A 17,682-nucleotide genomic window follows, 5' to 3' on the forward strand; every position below is an offset into this window, starting at 1 on the left:
ACTAAGTTCATTAAGGCGAGTTAAAGAACTAGCTGGTTGCTGTCGTTTGAGTGGTATTTTAACGCTCAGTCAGTTAATTTGAAGAAGTCCTGAAGATAAACTGCGACGCCGTCTTGAGTATTGGGTAAAGTGACGGCCGTGGCTGCCTGCTTCACGATGTCAGGGGCATTTCCCATGGCAATGCTGTAATCGGCGACCTGAAACATCCCTAAGTCATTCAAGCCATCGCCAAAAACTAAGGTGTGCGCACGATCAATGCCAGTAGCCTGTTGAATGGTGGTGATGGCACTGGCTTTATCAACGCCCTGCGGAATCAGTTCTAAATTATTAGTATTGGAGCTAGATAAATTTAGCTGGGTCTGGTGGCCTAACTCAGCACGGATGGCAGCTAATTTACTGGGGTCACCATAAGCAATGGCATTAGTGACGTAACCAGCGAGATTAGGCAAGTATTCCGGGCCAATCAGTGGCAAAGCGTTTAAATCGGGCATCGTGGTGACATTGGCCTGGGCAGCGTCTGCCTGATAAGGGGGTTCGTCGCCAGTGTAATATAAACGGTCGGTTTCAAAGAAAAAGACTTTGCAGTCGTGACCCAAGACTGTCTGGTAAATCGTCGTTAATTGGGCTGCTGACAAGTAAGCGGTTTGTAATTGGTCGCCGAGTTCAAAAGTTGCGCCATTAGCGGCGATGATTTTAACGGGTCCGCCAATTTGTTCTGCGGCTTGTCGTGCCAGTGGTAGCATGCGACCGGTAGCGATATAAAAATGGTGACCGCGGGCCATCACTTGATTGAGTGTTTGCTGAGTTACTGTTGTCAGGTGGGTATGGTCAATCATGAGCGTCCCGTCGACGTCAGAAAAGATTAAATAAGGTGTCATCATTAACGTCACTCCTATAAAGCTATTATACTAGAAGTTGGCAGGCGTCAGGGAAATTACTGAAAAACATCACGGTAAAAACTTAAATTAGGTGTAAATTGATGAAAGTAATAGATTTTTTTCAGTTCAAACTAGACAATTGATATCCAAGTTGTATAATGTACCTGTAAGCGTTAACAAAATCCGAATTTGGGGGCGTTATTTATGGTTAAAAGTAAAGCAATTATGATTGGTGCTGGGCTATCGAACATGGCTTCAGCAGTGTATTTGATTCAAGATGGTCATTGGGATGGCAAAGATATCACCTTTTACGGGGTCGATATGCATGGTGCTAATGATGGTGGGTCAACCGCCGACTTCACGAACGAATATTGGAACAAGAATCATCCCATGGAGAACACAACCGGGTATGTAGCTCGGGGTGGTCGGATGTTAAATTATCGGACCTACGTGGATCTTATGGAATTGTTAGACCGGATTCCATCAATTACTGAACCAGGTATGACTGCCGCAGAAGATACGCGTGATTTTGATGCAAAACATCGGACTTTTGATAAAGCACGGTTACTACAAGGTGGCAAAGGTATTATCAATGCCAGCAAGTTAGGCTTTAACAATAAAGATCGGGCCTTACTCACGAAGCTGATTTTGATGCCAGATGGTGAGGAAGAAAAACTCGATAATGTGACCATCGCAGAATATTTTGCGGATGATCCACATATGTTCCAAACGAATTTCTGGTACATGTGGGAAACGACCTTTGCGTTTAGAACTCAAAGTTCTGCGCAAGAACTACGGCGTTACATGCATCAAATGATTTATGAATTTACTCAAATTGAACATCTAGTTGGGGTCAATCGGACCCGTTACAACCAATTTGAAAGTATGATTGAACCACTGATTAAGTATTTACAGGCTCAAAATGTCACCTTTATTGACAACAAGATTGTTGAAGATTGGCAATTCAAAGATACCGCAATGCAAGATGAAATTACGGTAACCGGGTTAGTTGTTAAAGATGCTAAAACTGGTGAGACTGAAGAAGTTGAAGTTGATGATGATACAGCGGTAATCTTTACCAATGGGTCAATTACCGATTCTGCTACCATGGGGGATTACAATACGCCCGCACCTGAAAATATGGAGTATGGGATTAGTGCCGCACTTTGGAAGAAAGCGACAGAACGCTTCTATAACTTGGGTACGCCGGATAAATTCTTTAATGATCGGAATGCAAGTGAATGGGTCAGCTTTACGTTAACGACCAAGGATCATGCTTTCTTAAATGAAATTGTGCGGATTACGACGCAAGAACCAGGGAATGCGTTGAATTCCTTCTTATCAACGACGCCAATTACGCCATTGAATCAAAAAGATATCAACATGTCGATTGTTATTCATCATCAGCCACACTTTACCACGCAAAATCCAAATGAAACCGTGCTTTGGGGCTACTTCCTCTATCCACGGCGGCAAGGTGAATTTGTCCACAAGCCATACATTAAGATGACGGGTAAAGAAATGGCACAAGAATTAATTGGTCAGCTTTCGAAAGTTGATCCTGGTCCCGGCAACATTAAGGATAAGGAAAAAGAATTATTAGATAGTATCATCAATAATATTCCGGTTTACATGCCATATGCGTCGGCGTTGTTCAATAACCGGGCCAAGACTGATCGGCCAGAAGTTATCCCACAACATTCAACCAACTTAGCCTTTACGGGTGAATTTGCGGAACAACCTTACCAAATGATTTTCACGGAACAAAGTGCTGTTCGTTCTGGTGAAATTGCAGCTTATCATTTTGCAGGAGTCCCAATGGATAACTTAGTTAAGACACCACGTTATGACAAGGATCCAAAGACCTTGATGAAGGCTACTAAGAAAATGTTTGACTAAAACTAAAGTTGGTTTTAAGAGATTGGGCGACTAATCTCTTTTTTTAGTCGGCATTAATCATAACTAGGCTTATCAGCCCGGATTTTCAACGAGGTATGCTATGCTAGAAAAAGACTTTTTATGAGGAGTGGAATTGATATGCCAGCAATGACCACGTTGATTACGCCAGCCGAGAATCGCTTTTTTCTATTGAGCGAACGAGCCCGACGAACCACGACATTACAACAAATTAGCGGCCTGCTCCGTGACCATGTGACCGTCAAAGCGACCAGTGACTTTTTATTAGACACGGTGCGTAATTTGATCTTGCATGACCATGCGGCATGGCTGACAGCGTGTAGCCATGAGTGGCAGCTTTTAGCGAGCTTACCGTATGTGATTAATCCGAGCGATGACCGGCATAATTGGCACCATTGCGAGCTGTGTCATAAGCCAGTGCGCTATGAATATCATGTGCAAAATAAACATAACCAGCAAGCTTTAGTGGTGGGTTCTGAATGCGTGAAGAAGTTCATGAATGCAGAAACGCGGTATTTAATGGTGATTACGACGGAAGATAACTTTTATGCAGTCGCTCAATATCAAACGTTGACGACCCAAGTGCCAGTCATCCCAACGATTATGTTCCAGCAACCATGGTTACCACAATTATCAAGCGACCAGCATGCCCAGGCACAGCAGTTGCGAACGACGACTAGCCAAACGGTGACGACTTATTTGAAACGTCGCACGACGACCTTACCGCTGTTAGCCTTAAAGCCAGCTCTAAAGGATTATGACCAATTGGTCAAGTTGGAAGTGAAAACGGTCGCAACTAAAGCTGCTGTTCAAAAGGCGCAAGCGGATGCAACTCAGCAACAACGGACTAAAGCAGCGCAACGAACGGTTCAGTCCGCTGTCGAAAAGCTTAAGACTAGTCCACTTTACCGTCAATATTTACATCAATTAGCGGTCATTATTGTGGCCCGCCCAGACCGTGCGACAGCTAAAGCACTGTTCAGTAAACTGACACCACCAGCAACAACCCGGCCACTAGTCAATTCTTACCAGTTTGGATTAATGGTGACGGAGTATCAGCAGAATGGCCAAATTCAGGTGCGCCGTTTGGCAATGTTGGATCGTGATTTTGTGCAAGCGTTGAACCAAGTTACCCGGCAATTAGATCAGCGCCAAACGATTCGGTTTTATGATGATGTTTATAATAGTTGTTGGGGTTGGATCTATCATCAGGCCGCCGAGCAACGGGCCGATTGGCAACGTTTGTTAGCGACTCGGTTTGGTACTAAACTGTCACTGGCTTGGTTCCAAGAACTGGCTCAGCAGACTGACGCTACTGTGGTTGCTTGGCTAGCCAAGCATGCCGATACGACCATGCAAACTCAGCTGGAACAGCGGTTCAAGACATCCGGACCAATTGCCAGATCGCGATTAACCCGGCCAGAATTACGAGAATTTTGCCAGCGAGAGTTGACTGCGAGTGCTACAGCGGCAGATTTCCAGCGAACTTTTGACCGTTATTATCAGTTGCCAGCTGAGCGCCAGATGCAATGGCACGAGACTTTAGCGTATTATTACGTGGCGAAACATAGTACTGCCGACCATCAAGTTGCGCTCCAGCAATTGCAGTGGTTATTGCGACAATAATGCGTGCTAGTTTGATTGGCGTAGTTTTAAAATGTTTCACGTGAAACATCTACTTAGGATGTCAAAAGGGTTTCTGCTAAAGCGAGTACTTTTTGACCGTTCATTGTCCCATAGTCACGCATGTTGATAATAGCCATGGGAATATGTAATTGGGCAGCGAGCAGCTTGACTTTTGGTGCTAAAAAGCTAATTTGAGGGCCTAATAAGAGGACATCTGGGCGCTGGGCGGCCGTTAACTCGCGGTCAATTGTGGCTGCAGCAGTGGCGAAAATGTAGTAATTGGTACCTTGCTGTTCGGCGGCTGTCTGCATTTTAGCAACGAGTAATGAGGTGGATATGCCACCGGTACAAGCTAACATGATGGTTTTTTTAGGCATTGGTGAGGATCCTTTACGACGGTATATTAAGCAATACCTTAGCATAGCTAGCACCAAATGAAAAGTACCGACTAAGACAAAAAAATAGGGACTGCAAGAATGTAATTAATTCTTGCAGTCCCTATTTGGTATTGGTTATCCAGCAGGTCGAAACGTGTACCAAAAGTTAATTTGTGCTACTCAGCTAGCCGGTTACTTATCGCCTAATAGTTTTTCAGCAGTGGTTAGGACGTTTTCACCGTTCATCATGCCATAATCTTGCATGTTGATAAGCGCCATTGGAATCCCAGCTTGGTCGGCTTTCTTTTTTACATCAGCAGCCATATAACTAATCTGTGGTCCTAGCATCAAAACATCTGGCTTTTGTTCAGACTTTAGTTGATGATCAATGTCGGATGAAGCGGTGGCGAAGATCTTGTAATTAACGCCATCAGCTTTAGCGGCCGCTTCCATTTTAGAAACCAGTAACGAGGTTGACATGCCAGCCGAACAAGCCAACATAATTATTTTTTCAGCCATAATGATGAACTCCTTTTAGGACTTAATTTTATAATTTTTCAGTAGCAGTGTTGCCAGCAGCTGCTTCAGCTGCGGCTTTAGCGCCTTCTTGTTTTGTCAAGATTGCGTCATATTTCTTAGCAAATGGGAAGTAGATGCCGACAGACATTAACAGGGTAATTGTTTGCCAAATGGCCATCTTCCAACCACCGATTAAGAAGCCAGAAATGATGGCAGGTGTTGTCCAAGGTGCAGCGAATCCATTCAATGGCGGTACAATCCCGAAGTAGATGACTAAGTAAGTCGACAAAGCGACGATGACTGGTGTCAGGAAGAATGGAATTGCCAAGAACGGATTCATGACAATCGGTAAACCAAATAGGAAAGGTTCGTTAATGTTGAAGAGAGCTGGGACTAATTCAATTTTCCCAATTGTCTTAAACTGGACTGACTTAGCAGCGACTAACGTAAAGATAACTAAGCCAATCGTAATCCCAGAACCGGTTAAGTTAATAAAGTTATTGTAGAATTCATTGGTCACAATGTGGGCACCATTAGCAACAGTTAATTTACCGGCTTTATATAAAGCGGCATTATCAAAGGTGTTGGGAATTAACAAGCCACTGGTAATGGCTCCCATGATTAAGCCACCATGGACCCCAAAGAACCAGAAGAATGGGACTAATAGGGCAATGACTAAGGCACCACCTAAAGAATCAGATAATCCTTGTAAAGGTGTTTGTAAAACTTTATAAATAAATTGCAAAACATCAGTATTGCCAAAAGCATTGAAAGCAGCATAAATTAACATTGAAACAATCAGGATAATCCCAGCAGGAATCATCGCAGTAAATTGATTAGCGACACTTGAAGGGACTTGTTCAGGTAAGGTAATCTTCCAGCCGGCGCGAATCATCGCAGAATATGACCAACCAACCAAAATCCCAACGATAATGGCAGCAACCATCCCTTGACCACCTAGCCAGGTGATATTAATGACGCCAGTAACGGGGGAGGTGACAAAGTTTTGTAAAGCGGTTGGTAATTTGTCGATGTTGGTTGCAACGGCGCCACCAGACATAACCACGTTGCCAGCGGCGTTGGTAATACCAGTACCGGCTTTACCCATTGCACCAGCTAATGGACTAGCGATGTTTAAAGTTTGTAATAAGAGGAAAGTTGCCATCGACGTTAAGCCAGCTGGCAAAGCTTCATAACCCTCATTACGGACATAAACGTATGCAATCCCAACGGCGGCCCAAAGTGACATAATCCCAAAGGTAACGGTATAGGCTTGGTTAAAGAAGGCTGACCAGCCGGAAGCTTTCACCGCTGCCGCAACGGAAGCGATTGGAATATTTGATAGGATTAAGAAGACTGACCCAATAATGATAAAGGGGAGCGCATAAACCATCCCATCTTGTAAGGCTTTCACCGGTTTAGTGTTCACGAACTTCATAATCGGTGGTAGCACTTTTTTGTTAATGAAATTACTGAAAGCACTGTTACTACTTGTTTCATCCATTACAATTCATCTCCATTTTTTTCTAAAACTGCTTGTAACCAATAATAAGATTTTTTCGGCACGCGTTTTAGATCCTTTAAATCATGATTACTTCGGTTAACATAAACAACCCCGTAACGTTTTTCGATATCCGCGTGTGAACTTGGAATATCAATGAGGCCCCACCCCAAGTAACCTAACACTTGGGCACCATCTAGAAACATGGCATCTTTCATCGCTTTTAAATGTTCGGCGTGATAGCGAATCCGTAAGTCATCAGCAATCGGATGCTGACCATCCCAATGCTCACGGATGCCAATCCCATTTTCAATCGGAAAGACGGGAACTTGGTAACGATTATATAAATCAGTAATTAAATTGCGGAAACCCAATGGATCAATCGGCCAGTCCCATTCGTTAGCCTCTAGAAAGCGGTTACTTTCCATGCCGAAATTTAAGTAGCGATTAGGGGCCGTGTGCGCTGGAATTTTATCAGCGTTAATCGTGGTTGAACGATAATAGCTGAAAGCTAAGAAATCAGCATGCATTGCCGCTAAAATAGCCTCATCACCAGGTTGTAAATCATAATCAAGATGGTGGTTCTTAATAAAGGTCAGGACTTCATGATCATAGTGTCCATTAACGAAGGCCGTATTCAAATTTTGATTCAAAAATTGATCTAATTGGCGGGCGGCGAAAACGTCGTTCGGTTTGGCAGTCGCCGGGTAGACCGGTGTGTAAGCCAACATACCACCAATTTTGACGTCTGAATAGGTCGCATGTACAAAGGCGTCTAACTGCGCGTGGGCGAGCATCGTGTGATGAAAAATCGTGTACAGATCACTCAATGACCGATCGCCAGTGGTGTAGCCGGAGATATTAAAGGCTTCATCACTGAAATAGAGGTTATGTTCATTGAACGTAATCCAATATTTAACGCGATCAGCGAAATGTTCAATAATTTTTTTACCAAAACGGACGAATGCCGCCACGGTATGACGAGACATGAATCCGTTTTCTTTTTGAGCTAAAGCTAAGGGCATGTCAAAGTGATAGAGACAAATCATCGGCGTAATGCCACGTTTGATCATGCCGTCGACGAGGCGATCGTAGAAGGCCAAGCCTGCGGGATTAAAGTCGCCATCACCGTCAGGGACGATTCGTGACCACGAAATTTGAATGCGATACATGTTCATATGCAACGCTTGCATGAGATCTAAGTCCTCATCATAACGGTGATACTCATCAATCGCATCGTGCCAGTCAGCGGTAGTTGCCGTCGCTGGTCGAACATCATAAACGGATAAGCCTTTACCATCCACATTCCAGGCGCCTTCCGTTTGCATGCTTGAAACGGAGTTCCCCCAGAAAAAATCTTTAGGCATTTTACGTGATTCTTGCATCGTTTTCTCCAATCTAAAAGTTGTAGCAGGAAGCGCTTTCCTTAACACTGATAGTATAGCCTGAACTGGTATTAAAAACAATCCTTTTAACTATATTTGTATATTCTTTTGCCTGGAGATTGAAGTGTATTCGGGTTCAATGCTGGTATCATTACCTTTCGAGTCACTGTGAAAAGAGCCAGCAGCATCAAAAAATGAGCCAACTTTTAAAGTTGACCCATTAATAAGGGATATGTTGGCTATTGGTTTAGTTAGTTTTTAAAAGGATTCCAGAAACGGCCACCATTGAGTTTAAAGCCGGCGATGCCGAGGAGGATTAAGAGGAAGACGATGGTTAGTGCTAGATAGTCGCGCCACTGAAATTTTTGGGCGCGATACCAAGTCCGATGCTTCCCCTTACCGAAGCGTCGTAATTCCATGGCTTGACTAATAATCTCAATGCGATCGAGACTTGAAAAAATCAAAGGCAAAAGAATTTGGATGCCACCCCGAATTCGCGTTGGTAGGGTTGCTTTTTTAGAGAGTTCAAAGCCGCGGGCCTGTTGAGCTAGACTGATTGTTCGGTAGTCATTTTGAACATCAGGAATATAACGCAAAGCGATGGCAACCGAATAGCTAATGCGATAAGAAATTCCAATCTTGTTGAGACTGGCCGCAAATTCGCTGGGATTAGTCGTCATTAAAAAAATGAGTGCGAGGGGCACGGCAAACGTGTATTTGAGCAATAGATTAAACTCATAGAATAATTGTTCAGTAGTGAGATTAAAGTAATGCTGATTGGTACCTAATAGTAAATGTTCAGTCCCATAAATGGTCACACCATAGTGGGGCGCAAAAATATAAACCATGACCAGATTGAGCACTGAAAAGCCGATAATGACGCTGACAACAACTGAAATTTCATGGAATTTAATTTTTGAAAAGTGAAACAAAATAAGCGAAAAAATCATAATTCCAATGAGATAGCGGGTATCGTAAGTCATCATACCGATGATTGATAGGCCAATAAACCCGAGTAATTTAGTGCTACCACTGAGTCGATGTAAGAAAGTCTGTCGATTAGTGTAACCGATAAGCAGTTGTGACATCTTAACGCGCCTCCCGTTCCGCTTGGACGAATTTAGCGACAAATTCGGTTGGATTGAGTTGGTGTTGCGCCGCTAACGTGTAGAGACTTGTTTTAGCCAAGCCAGCGGTTTTGATGATGGCGGTATCGGTTAAGACGTCAGCGGGGGCCGCATCTTTGATGATTTTGCCATGCCCTAACACGAGGGTCCGGTCGGTATATTCAAGCATCAGGTGCATATCATGGGTGATGAGCATAATCGTCAAATGCTGTTGCTGATTAAGCGTCGTTAAGAAGGTCATCATTTCAGTATAGTGCTTTAAATCTTGGCCGGCCGTGGGTTCATCTAAGATGAGCATGGTTGGTTCCAAGACTAAAATAGCCGCAATGGTCACGCGTTTTTTCTGACCGAAGCTTAAGGCTGAGATAGGCCAATGGCGAAATTCGTAAAGGCCACAGACTTTTAAAGTGGCTAAGACGCGCTTTTTAATAGTGGCGGTCGCAACGCCACGTAAAACCAGCCCAGTTGCGACTTCATCAAAAATCAATGTCTTTGATAGCATTTGATTAGGATCTTGTAAAATATAACCAATTTTGTCTGCACGCTCTTTAACAGACTGGGTTAAGAGGTCGTGGCCATCGAAGGTTAGGTGTCCCGCTTGAGGTGTTAAAAAACCGGTGATGAGATTGCTAAGAGTCGATTTGCCAGTCCCGTTTTGGCCGACTAAACTAACCATTTCACCGCGATGCAACGTTAGCGACAATTGGTCAATAATTGGTTTCCTAGGGTCGTAACCAAAACTAAGTTGGTCGATGTTAAGCAAGGAATCAAGATGCGGCACGGGTGACTTTAAGGCGACCCCGGCTGTCCAATGCTGCAAGGTTGCTGTTAAGTTCGGTACGGTTAATTGTTGCAGGTCCGCCACATGACTAACTGCATGTAGGTCGATGCCAGCTAATTTTAAGGCGGCTAAGTAAAGCGGTTCGCGGAGGCCTAATTGCGCTAACAACGCGGTCTTCAGAATAACTTCGGGTCGATCGTTGGCCACGATTTGACCGTCGCTCATGATGACTAACCGGTCAATCGGTTGTTCTAAGACGGCTTCAATGCGATGTTCAATAATAACAACGGTTAAAGCTTCTGTGTGAGTTAACTGTTCGATTAAAGCCATTGAAGCTTTGCCTGCTGCGGGATCAAGACTTGCTAAGGGTTCGTCGAATAAAAGGATTTTACTGTTATCAATTAAAACGCCAGCCATGGCAACCCGCTGCTTTTGACCACCAGATAAGGCTTGGGGTCGTTGATCCAACAGCGCTTGCAGGTGTAATGTTTGGGCCCATTTAGCCGTGGCAGCTTGCATCTGTGGTTGTGATTGTTGGTCATTTTCAAGGGAAAAGGCCATGTCTTCTACTACGGACAAGCCGACGAATTGACTATCGGGATCTTGTAAGACCGTCCCAACGGCCAGTGAACGTTCAAAAATGGAAGTTGTTTGGACTGCTTGTCCGTTCACACTAGCTTCACCGCTGAGCTTACCCTTGAAAGATTGGGGAATTAAACCATTGAGACAGCGACCTAGCGTTGATTTTCCTGAACCTGATGGCCCGGCAATCAGTACCTTTTCACCGGGATAAATGGCAAGATTAAGGTGACGTAAAGTTGGTTCCGTTTGACTATCATATTGAAATGAAAAGTCTTTGAAGGTAATAATCGGTGCAGTCATAGGTTAACGTTCCTTTTTTAAGCTGCCATGTTGAGTCCGCGTCCGGGCGTATAAAACGAGCAGGATGGTCCCAATGACGGCCACTGAAATTGAGTCGACAATCCAAGTGGTGATACCTTGAACATAGACCTTGCTAGCAGGTTCGTGATAAATAATAATGTCACCGGTGGGTGCTAAGATAACCCAGCCGATAAAGTTAATGACAATTTGGTAGAGGTTGAACCAGATTAACTTAGCTTTACTTAAAACCCCCTGGTCAATCTTAAGGCGATTTTTGGCAAGCCCAAAAGCCACCCCAATTAAGCCATCGACAATGACCCAAGTCCACCAAGGGGAACCGTAAGTGACAAAATCATTTAAAGCATGCCCGATAAAAACGGCTAATCCAGCTGCAACGGGGCCAAAAATGGCACCTAGTAAGGCTAAAAATCCCATGGCAACGTTAAATTGCGTATTCGGGACTCCGGTTGGGATGGCGACAAATTTCATGAGGACAAAAATGACAGCTGCGCCGATACCAGTGGCGACAACGGTCCGAATGGAAGTTGATTGTTTATTTTGCATCTAATGACACACTCCTTATAATGGCTAGATCAGTTAAAGTTGTACGGATGACGAAAAAAAACGCGCCTGAAAGCAAAATGCTTTCAAGGACGCGTTTGCGTGTTACCACCTGAATTTTCCCGATACTGGGACTTGTCTTGATGGTAACGGATCGCTCCGACCAAGGTTACCCTCAGTGGCTTCTTCAAGACCATCTTCACCAGTTCACGCCATCGCTTGCACCAAACACGACTCTCTTAGGACGCTTGACCAGCTACTCATCTCGTCACAGCTTTTTCTCATCTGAATTTAACTTACCATAGCATACGCTAAACTAACTGGATAAGCAAGCAAATCCGAACAAATGAAGCCGTTTACACGAGATTGAACGGTTAATTTATTTATTGTGGACTTTATGGGCCATATAATAAGCGCCCCATTCGGCTAATTGGCCTTTTGAGATTGCTTTGGCATAACCCTGTTCTAATAACTTTTGAAAAATTACAGTAAATTGTTCAGTGGTGGCCTGAGCTAAAATCTGAGCCTCTGCTTGGTTCGATAGTTTTGAAAAATCAACGTCGATTTCGGGCTTGAAATCAGCCAGCGCTTTAATGGCGGCTGAATAAATCACAGCGTCTTGATCAAGTTTTAAGGAATGGACTTCCATCGTTAATCACCTCATTAAAAAAATACAGTCCAGTTATCGTTATTATAGCGATTAATCGCCGTTAAGGGGAACGATAAACTCCGGAACTGATGAAAATGACAATTAAAATAAAAAGTATATACAAATGTTTTATTTTCACTCTAAAATAGGTTAGACTGTTGGACAAGAAGACTAATGAAGAAGGAATGTGACTAATTTGGCTTACAAGTATGAAGCCATCGCAACTAGTTTGCGGCAAGATATCAAAACCGGTAAGTATGCCCCAGGTGAATTGATGCCGGATCAAAATAAGTTAGCAACCACGTTTGACACTACGCGTATTACAATCCATAAAGCCATTCAGTTATTGATTATTGAAGGGATGGTTTATTCTAAGCGGGGGGCCGGGACTTTTGTGCGAAAAGATTTCGGGCTAAAAGAACAGCGGCAGGCGAGCCAAGTCGACCGCCCTTTAGGGACAACGCGAACCAATCAGGGTAAAAAGGTGACCAGTAAAGTGTTAGAATTACAGGCTCGCTTACCAACCGCCCACGAAGCTGAACAACTCATGATTGATGAGATGGATCCCGTTTACGTGATTCGGCGAACACGATTCGTGGATGGCAAAATTTGGGCCTACGAGCATACACTGATGCCCACCAGTATTGTGACCTTAACGAGAAACGTGTTAGAAGGTTCAATCTATGGTTATTTGGAACAGGTTCGCGGCATGTCGTTAGCTGGTTCTCATCGGCTGATTTCGGCGGCAAAAGCGACGGCCGAAGATGTTGAAGCGATGGCTGCTCAGCTTGGTGATCCGGTACTTGTGATTAAGCAAGTCAGTTACACGGATGATGGGCAACCTTTTGAATTATCAGAATCGCATTTTCCGTATGCCAGTAGTACCGTTGTGGCGGATATTCAGGTGCACTAATTTAGCGACAATCATTAGCCCATGGCCGTTACATGGGCTTTTTGCGTAGGTTGCATTCGGTAAATAAGAGGTGCATAATTTAGTTGAAAAAGTAAGCGCTTTCCAAAACGCTAAAGGGGGCTTTCAAATGGCTGAAGATTTTTATCAACGTTTGATTGATAAGTATGAACCGATGACAGAAGCGGCTTTTTTAATTTTAGTGAGTGTCCGGCAACCAATTAAAAGTTCGGCGCTGCCAACAAAAATTGCGGCGTTGACACAGGGAAAGTTGCAATTGGGATTAGGCACCTTATTTACGACTTTACATGCGATGACCAAGGATTATTTAATGACGGAGCGCTTAGATGATGATGATCAAGCCATTTATGAAATCACTGGGGGCGGTGAAGCGGTGTTAGCGGCCGAACGAGATCGCCTGCAACTATTAACGGCGATTTTAAAACGGGAACAGGTGTAAGCATGATTGTTTTAGATGAATGATTTAATGGGGAAGCGAGTCAATGTGGCGTTATCGGTTTTTAATTAAAGGATCAGGACAAGAGTTAACTTGGTTGAATCAGATGGCCCAAAAAGGCTGGTTACTGGCTCGAATTCAGGGGAATTGGTATCATTTTCGGCGGACGAAGGCGACATATCGTCTATTTAGTGAGTATGTGCCCACTGAATTGATGACGACTGTGGCGCAGGGCAATCAGCTATTTAGCGTGTTAGCAACGGTTCAACTCAAAAACCCAGATATTCAAATTGTTTATACGGGGAGTCCGCAAGCTGCGGTCCAAGCGACACGGTTATCACCAGGGGATGCGCCAATGCGTCTAAAAGTGGCGCTCAGTTTACGCGATCGCGCTCTCAATACAATGAATCTATTAATCTATTTAGGCGTTGGCTTTTTTGGTTTGCTGATTTTTACCATGGATAGTGATTTGCAGCTTATCCTATTGACGGTGTATGGGGCAATTGGCATCTATGTCGCGCTACGATTTGCCAAGGCAACTAAGAATTTACAGGCACAAATTGCAATTTTACGCCGAGCGACGGCAGACTATGAGGGGGCTTGGATGCCGACGATGCATGTCTTTTTGACGGCCATGCCGAGTGACCTAGCGTTGGCGCCAGTAGCGAGTTTGGGCCGCTGGACGTTAGTTGGTCATAGCCCTAACGGGACTTACTGGTATGATTTGCAAACGTTAGCGTCAGCAGCCGAAATTAAACAAGCCCTCCAACCATTTTTACCAGTTGCCGGACAAGTGAATGTGATTAGTTGGTTGGGATTAGCACCACTTGGTTGGGTTAGTTAACGAATATTAAGGCAGGGCCCGGAAAATTAAACGGGTCCTTTTTGCGTATCAGTAACCAAGGGTTTTTATAATATAAATAATATTAGGTGACACAAAATTAAAATAGTAGTACTCTGATAAAGACTAAAGCAGGGATGTGCGTTATTATAATCAGTAATTATTGGTCTATTAAAATATAAATAAATAATGCTATGAATGTTGCGGTATTCGTCATACTATTTTCATAAAATCAGTTTAAATTGTAGTTAGGGTCAATTAGGTTGACCAGGAAAAAATTAGCGAGGTGATTTTGATGCGATTAAAAGATTTAACTGGGGTAACTTTTACCCGTTTAACAGTGATTGAACGGGCCGAAAGCGCACCTAATGGCAATGCACGCTGGTTATGTCAGTGTTCGTGTGGGCGAAAAGTGGTTGTTGACAGTTATCGGTTGCGTAAAGAAATTACGAAGAGTTGTGGCTGTTTACGGGCCGACGTCAGTCGAAAAAATATCTTTGAAAATCCTAAAACCCGTCAAAATATGGGCCGTAGCGATAATTTGCCATTATATCAAGGTACGTCCGTAGACCGTTTGAAGCCGAATAGTCGTAACCGCAGTGGTGTTATCGGTGTTTCTTTTGATCGGTGCTCACAAAAATGGGTGGCCCGCTTAATGTATCGTGGTCGCTTGGTTTTAAATCAGCAATTTGCTGATATGGATGATGCTATTTTAGCGCGCAAACAGGCGGAACAACATTATGTGATGCCCGTGTTAGCCGAATATGCCAAGTCAAGCGCGGAATAACGCGTACATAAGTCTGATGATTAATTGCAGGCGTTTGGGATAAAATCCAAATGCCTTTTTTGCTGCCCTAAATTTGCACAGCTTGTTTTTTTGCGGAGCCGGTTGGCTGAACTTAATTGTGATACTATTAATGAATAATAACCGATCAGCCAGAAAGGATGCGGCAAGCATGGCAGTAGTTAGACGACCGCAAGATCCCAAGAAAGTGCGGCGAATCATGCAGGCAGCGACCCATGAATTCGCCAGTCAGGGGTATACCAAGGCGAAGACCGACCAGATTGCTAAAGCGGCTCAGGTGTCAAAGGGCTTAATTTTTCATTATTATGGGAATAAGCAACAACTTTATTTTGAAACGGTGCAAGCGGCGACGGCATTAATCAAGTTGAAGCTAGTTTCAGTGATACCCCCAGCGCCGATTGATTTAGTGACGTTAGTGGTTCAAAGTACGCAAGCTAAAGCTGATTTTGGTCAAAGTTATCCTGATGAAATGCGGCTTATGATTGCGTCGTATGGTAATGCCGAACAATTGCCAAGCGAGATTCAGCAGCAATTAACGCAACTTTATACGCAAAGTATGGTGGCGATGCAAACGTTGATTGAAGCAGTTCTTGAGCGGATGGTTCTGCGACCAGAATTAGATCGACCAACGGTGGTGGCGTTAATTATGGGCGTCTATAATCAAATTTTCATCGAATTTCAACAACAGTTACCGGCCCATTCAGTGATGACGACCATGGCGGATACGCAATGGATTGTGGAACGGGCTAAGGCTTATATGCATATTTTAGAAGTTGGGTTGGTTGGCCCCAAAAATGATAGTGAAAGTTGAGTAACGATGATGGAATTGAATTTAACGGCAGAACAGGCAGCGTTGTGGCAAAAGATGACGACTTTTACTGCGCAAAAAATAGCGCCACTGGATCATGATATTGATCAACAAGGTCAGTTTGCGGCCAAAGCTTATGCGTTATTAGTGCAACAAGGTCTCCCACAACAAGGGCTAACGGCACCCTTTGGGCAGGGCTTAGATATGGTATCGCAAGTGCTATGTGTCATGGCATTAGCGCAAGGTTCTGCCAGTGTTGCCACAGTGTTAGCGAGCTTATGGCAAATTACGGCGCAAATTGATCGGTATGGCACGGCTGACCAGCGCGCGACTTTGCTAGCGGCGGCGCAGACTAAATTAATGGGCTTTGCCGTCACTGAACCGGGTGGTGGGAATGCGTTAGGTGTCCAAACGACCGCATTTAAAAGCACGACCGGCTGGTTATTAGATGGCGAAAAAGTGTTAATTACCAATGGCGGGCAAGCAGCCCACTATTTAGTTTTGGCGAAAACTGATCAAAATGATTTTGCTGTTTTTATAATTGATGCTACGATGCCAGGTGTTAAAGTGACTCAGTCAGTTGACACGTTAGGGCTGCGTGGGGTTGCGGTAGCCGGCTTACAATTGAATAATGTGGCCGTTACTGCCACGCATCTATTAGGCCAAATTGGTCAAGGCTTAGAAATTTCACGGTACCAACAAAATATGGCTCGAATCTTCAATGGTGCTTTGGCAGCTGGAATCATGCAACACGCCTTAACCCAATTGAAATCGTATACGCGACAACGACACTTAGTTGATGGTCCCCTAAACACGTTCGCAACCGCACAAACCCAAGTCGCCACGATGGCAACAACGTTACGAGCAACCCAACTGTTAACGCTCGATGCGGCGCGCCAAATGGATCGACAACCAGATTTTGCCGCTGCTGCGACGATGGCAACGTTATTTGGGAGTCAAAACGGCCTGACGGTTACAAATCAGGCCTTACAATTGGCTGGGGGGCTGGCTTACACCAATCAGTTGCCATTTGAACAATTGATGCGCGATATGCGTGCCCTAACACTCATTGATGGCCCTGTCGAAATGTTGCAACAGGAATTAGGCGCAGCTGAGCTAGGAGTGGCTAATCACGGGCACCTAACGGCCAAACAACCGGTATCCGTGACAAAACGGATTGAAGTTACCGATTTTCCACAGGTGATTAAGGCATTACGGTTGACGGAAGAGGTTCCTGTGACGGTCGGTGGCATTCGTACCGCCAAACGAATTATTGCATTGGGGCGAGGGGCTGATGATCCGGAAGTTTTGTTGCAAGCGCAGCAATTGGCTAAATGGATTGGGGCGGCCGTAGCCGTGACCCGGCCTTTGACCACTAAAGAACAATTCAGCATTGACCAACAAATCGGCACCGGTGGGGCCACGGTGACCCCGGAAGTGATTATTAATATCGGTATTTCTGGTTCCGAACAATACGTTAGCGGCATGATGGGAGCTGCCCACATTTTATCAGTCAATGAGGATGCCACGGCAGCAATTTTTAGAGTGTCACAGCAAGCGTTTGTTGGGACGGCAGCTACGTTTTTGGCTGGGATTTTGGCGGCTTTGAAGTGAGGATAAAATAGTTAATAGGTACAGCTTCCGAACACAAAGTGTCG

At 44.4% G+C, this 17,682-nt stretch carries 17 protein-coding genes; 8 read left to right on the forward strand and 9 right to left on the reverse strand.

Annotation, left to right across the window (positions count from 1 at the left end; all coding sequences use genetic code 11):
* Positions 1 to 65: 65 nt before the first annotated feature.
* Complete coding sequence (locus C5Z25_RS07435) at positions 66 to 881, reverse strand: HAD family hydrolase (RefSeq protein WP_105452061.1); 816 nt, start codon at positions 879 to 881, stop codon at positions 66 to 68.
* Positions 882 to 1,082: 201 nt separating this feature from the next.
* On the opposite strand from C5Z25_RS07435, the gene C5Z25_RS07440 reads away from it, so the two are divergent.
* On the forward strand, positions 1,083 to 2,777 hold the full coding sequence (locus tag C5Z25_RS07440) for an oleate hydratase (RefSeq protein ID WP_105452062.1): 1,695 nt from the start codon (positions 1,083 to 1,085) through the stop codon (positions 2,775 to 2,777).
* A 138-nt stretch (positions 2,778 to 2,915) separates the two neighbouring features.
* A complete protein-coding gene (locus C5Z25_RS07445) occupies positions 2,916 to 4,421 on the forward strand; it encodes a hypothetical protein (RefSeq protein WP_105452063.1) in 1,506 nt (501 codons plus the stop codon).
* Between the two features lie 53 nt (positions 4,422 to 4,474).
* On the opposite strand, the gene C5Z25_RS07450 is transcribed toward C5Z25_RS07445, so the two are convergent.
* The 8 genes from C5Z25_RS07450 to C5Z25_RS07485 all read right to left on the reverse strand — a co-directional run bounded on the left by C5Z25_RS07450 (position 4,475) and on the right by C5Z25_RS07485 (position 12,203).
* The gene (locus C5Z25_RS07450) at positions 4,475 to 4,798 is read right to left on the reverse strand and encodes a PTS sugar transporter subunit IIB (protein WP_105452064.1); all 324 of its coding nucleotides are present in this window, start codon (positions 4,796 to 4,798) and stop codon (positions 4,475 to 4,477) included.
* Between the two features lie 192 nt (positions 4,799 to 4,990).
* Positions 4,991 to 5,317: a PTS sugar transporter subunit IIB gene (locus C5Z25_RS07455; RefSeq protein ID WP_105452065.1), complete on the reverse strand. Its 327-nt coding sequence runs from the start codon at positions 5,315 to 5,317 to the stop codon at positions 4,991 to 4,993.
* A 28-nt stretch (positions 5,318 to 5,345) separates the two neighbouring features.
* Positions 5,346 to 6,821, reverse strand: a complete 1,476-nt coding sequence (locus C5Z25_RS07460; protein ID WP_105452066.1) for a PTS sugar transporter subunit IIC — start codon at positions 6,819 to 6,821, stop codon at positions 5,346 to 5,348.
* The gene (locus tag C5Z25_RS07465; RefSeq protein WP_105452067.1) at positions 6,821 to 8,203 is read right to left on the reverse strand and encodes a glycoside hydrolase family 1 protein; all 1,383 of its coding nucleotides are present in this window, start codon (positions 8,201 to 8,203) and stop codon (positions 6,821 to 6,823) included. Before C5Z25_RS07465 ends, C5Z25_RS07460 begins: the two co-directional genes overlap by 1 nt.
* A 251-nt stretch (positions 8,204 to 8,454) precedes the next feature.
* Positions 8,455 to 9,291: an energy-coupling factor transporter transmembrane component T family protein gene (locus tag C5Z25_RS07470; RefSeq protein WP_105452068.1), complete on the reverse strand. Its 837-nt coding sequence runs from the start codon at positions 9,289 to 9,291 to the stop codon at positions 8,455 to 8,457.
* Position 9,292: 1 nt separating this feature from the next.
* Complete coding sequence (locus tag C5Z25_RS07475; protein ID WP_105452069.1) at positions 9,293 to 10,993, reverse strand: ABC transporter ATP-binding protein; 1,701 nt, start codon at positions 10,991 to 10,993, stop codon at positions 9,293 to 9,295.
* Between the two features lie 3 nt (positions 10,994 to 10,996).
* Positions 10,997 to 11,557, reverse strand: coding sequence for an ECF-type riboflavin transporter substrate-binding protein (locus C5Z25_RS07480; protein WP_105452070.1), 561 nt, complete (start codon positions 11,555 to 11,557; stop codon positions 10,997 to 10,999).
* Positions 11,558 to 11,933: 376 nt separating this feature from the next.
* Positions 11,934 to 12,203 carry a hypothetical protein gene (locus C5Z25_RS07485; RefSeq protein WP_105449584.1) on the reverse strand — a complete coding sequence of 90 codons (270 nt, stop codon included), beginning with the start codon at positions 12,201 to 12,203 and terminating at the stop codon, positions 11,934 to 11,936.
* A gap of 196 nt (positions 12,204 to 12,399) precedes the next feature.
* Here C5Z25_RS07485 and C5Z25_RS07490 point away from each other — a divergent pair, with 196 nt between their 5' ends.
* The 6 genes from C5Z25_RS07490 (at position 12,400) to C5Z25_RS07515 (ending at position 17,638) form a co-directional block, all read left to right on the forward strand.
* Complete coding sequence (locus C5Z25_RS07490) at positions 12,400 to 13,116, forward strand: GntR family transcriptional regulator (protein ID WP_105452863.1); 717 nt, start codon at positions 12,400 to 12,402, stop codon at positions 13,114 to 13,116.
* 127 nt (positions 13,117 to 13,243) lie between these two features.
* On the forward strand, positions 13,244 to 13,573 hold the full coding sequence (locus C5Z25_RS07495) for a helix-turn-helix transcriptional regulator (protein ID WP_105452071.1): 330 nt from the start codon (positions 13,244 to 13,246) through the stop codon (positions 13,571 to 13,573).
* Between the two features lie 43 nt (positions 13,574 to 13,616).
* Entirely contained in the window at positions 13,617 to 14,414 is a 798-nt protein-coding gene (locus C5Z25_RS07500) for a DUF2812 domain-containing protein (RefSeq protein ID WP_105452072.1), read from the forward strand.
* A gap of 292 nt (positions 14,415 to 14,706) precedes the next feature.
* On the forward strand, positions 14,707 to 15,198 hold the full coding sequence (locus C5Z25_RS07505) for an alcohol dehydrogenase (RefSeq protein WP_105449587.1): 492 nt from the start codon (positions 14,707 to 14,709) through the stop codon (positions 15,196 to 15,198).
* A 169-nt stretch (positions 15,199 to 15,367) separates the two neighbouring features.
* Positions 15,368 to 16,027 carry a TetR/AcrR family transcriptional regulator gene (locus tag C5Z25_RS07510; RefSeq protein ID WP_105452073.1) on the forward strand — a complete coding sequence of 220 codons (660 nt, stop codon included), beginning with the start codon at positions 15,368 to 15,370 and terminating at the stop codon, positions 16,025 to 16,027.
* Between the two features lie 6 nt (positions 16,028 to 16,033).
* Entirely contained in the window at positions 16,034 to 17,638 is a 1,605-nt protein-coding gene (locus tag C5Z25_RS07515) for an acyl-CoA dehydrogenase family protein (protein ID WP_105452074.1), read from the forward strand.
* Positions 17,639 to 17,682: the final 44 nt, after the last annotated feature.

This window comes from Lactobacillus sp. CBA3605 (assembly GCF_002970915.1).
Lineage (GTDB): Bacteria > Bacillota > Bacilli > Lactobacillales > Lactobacillaceae > Lactiplantibacillus.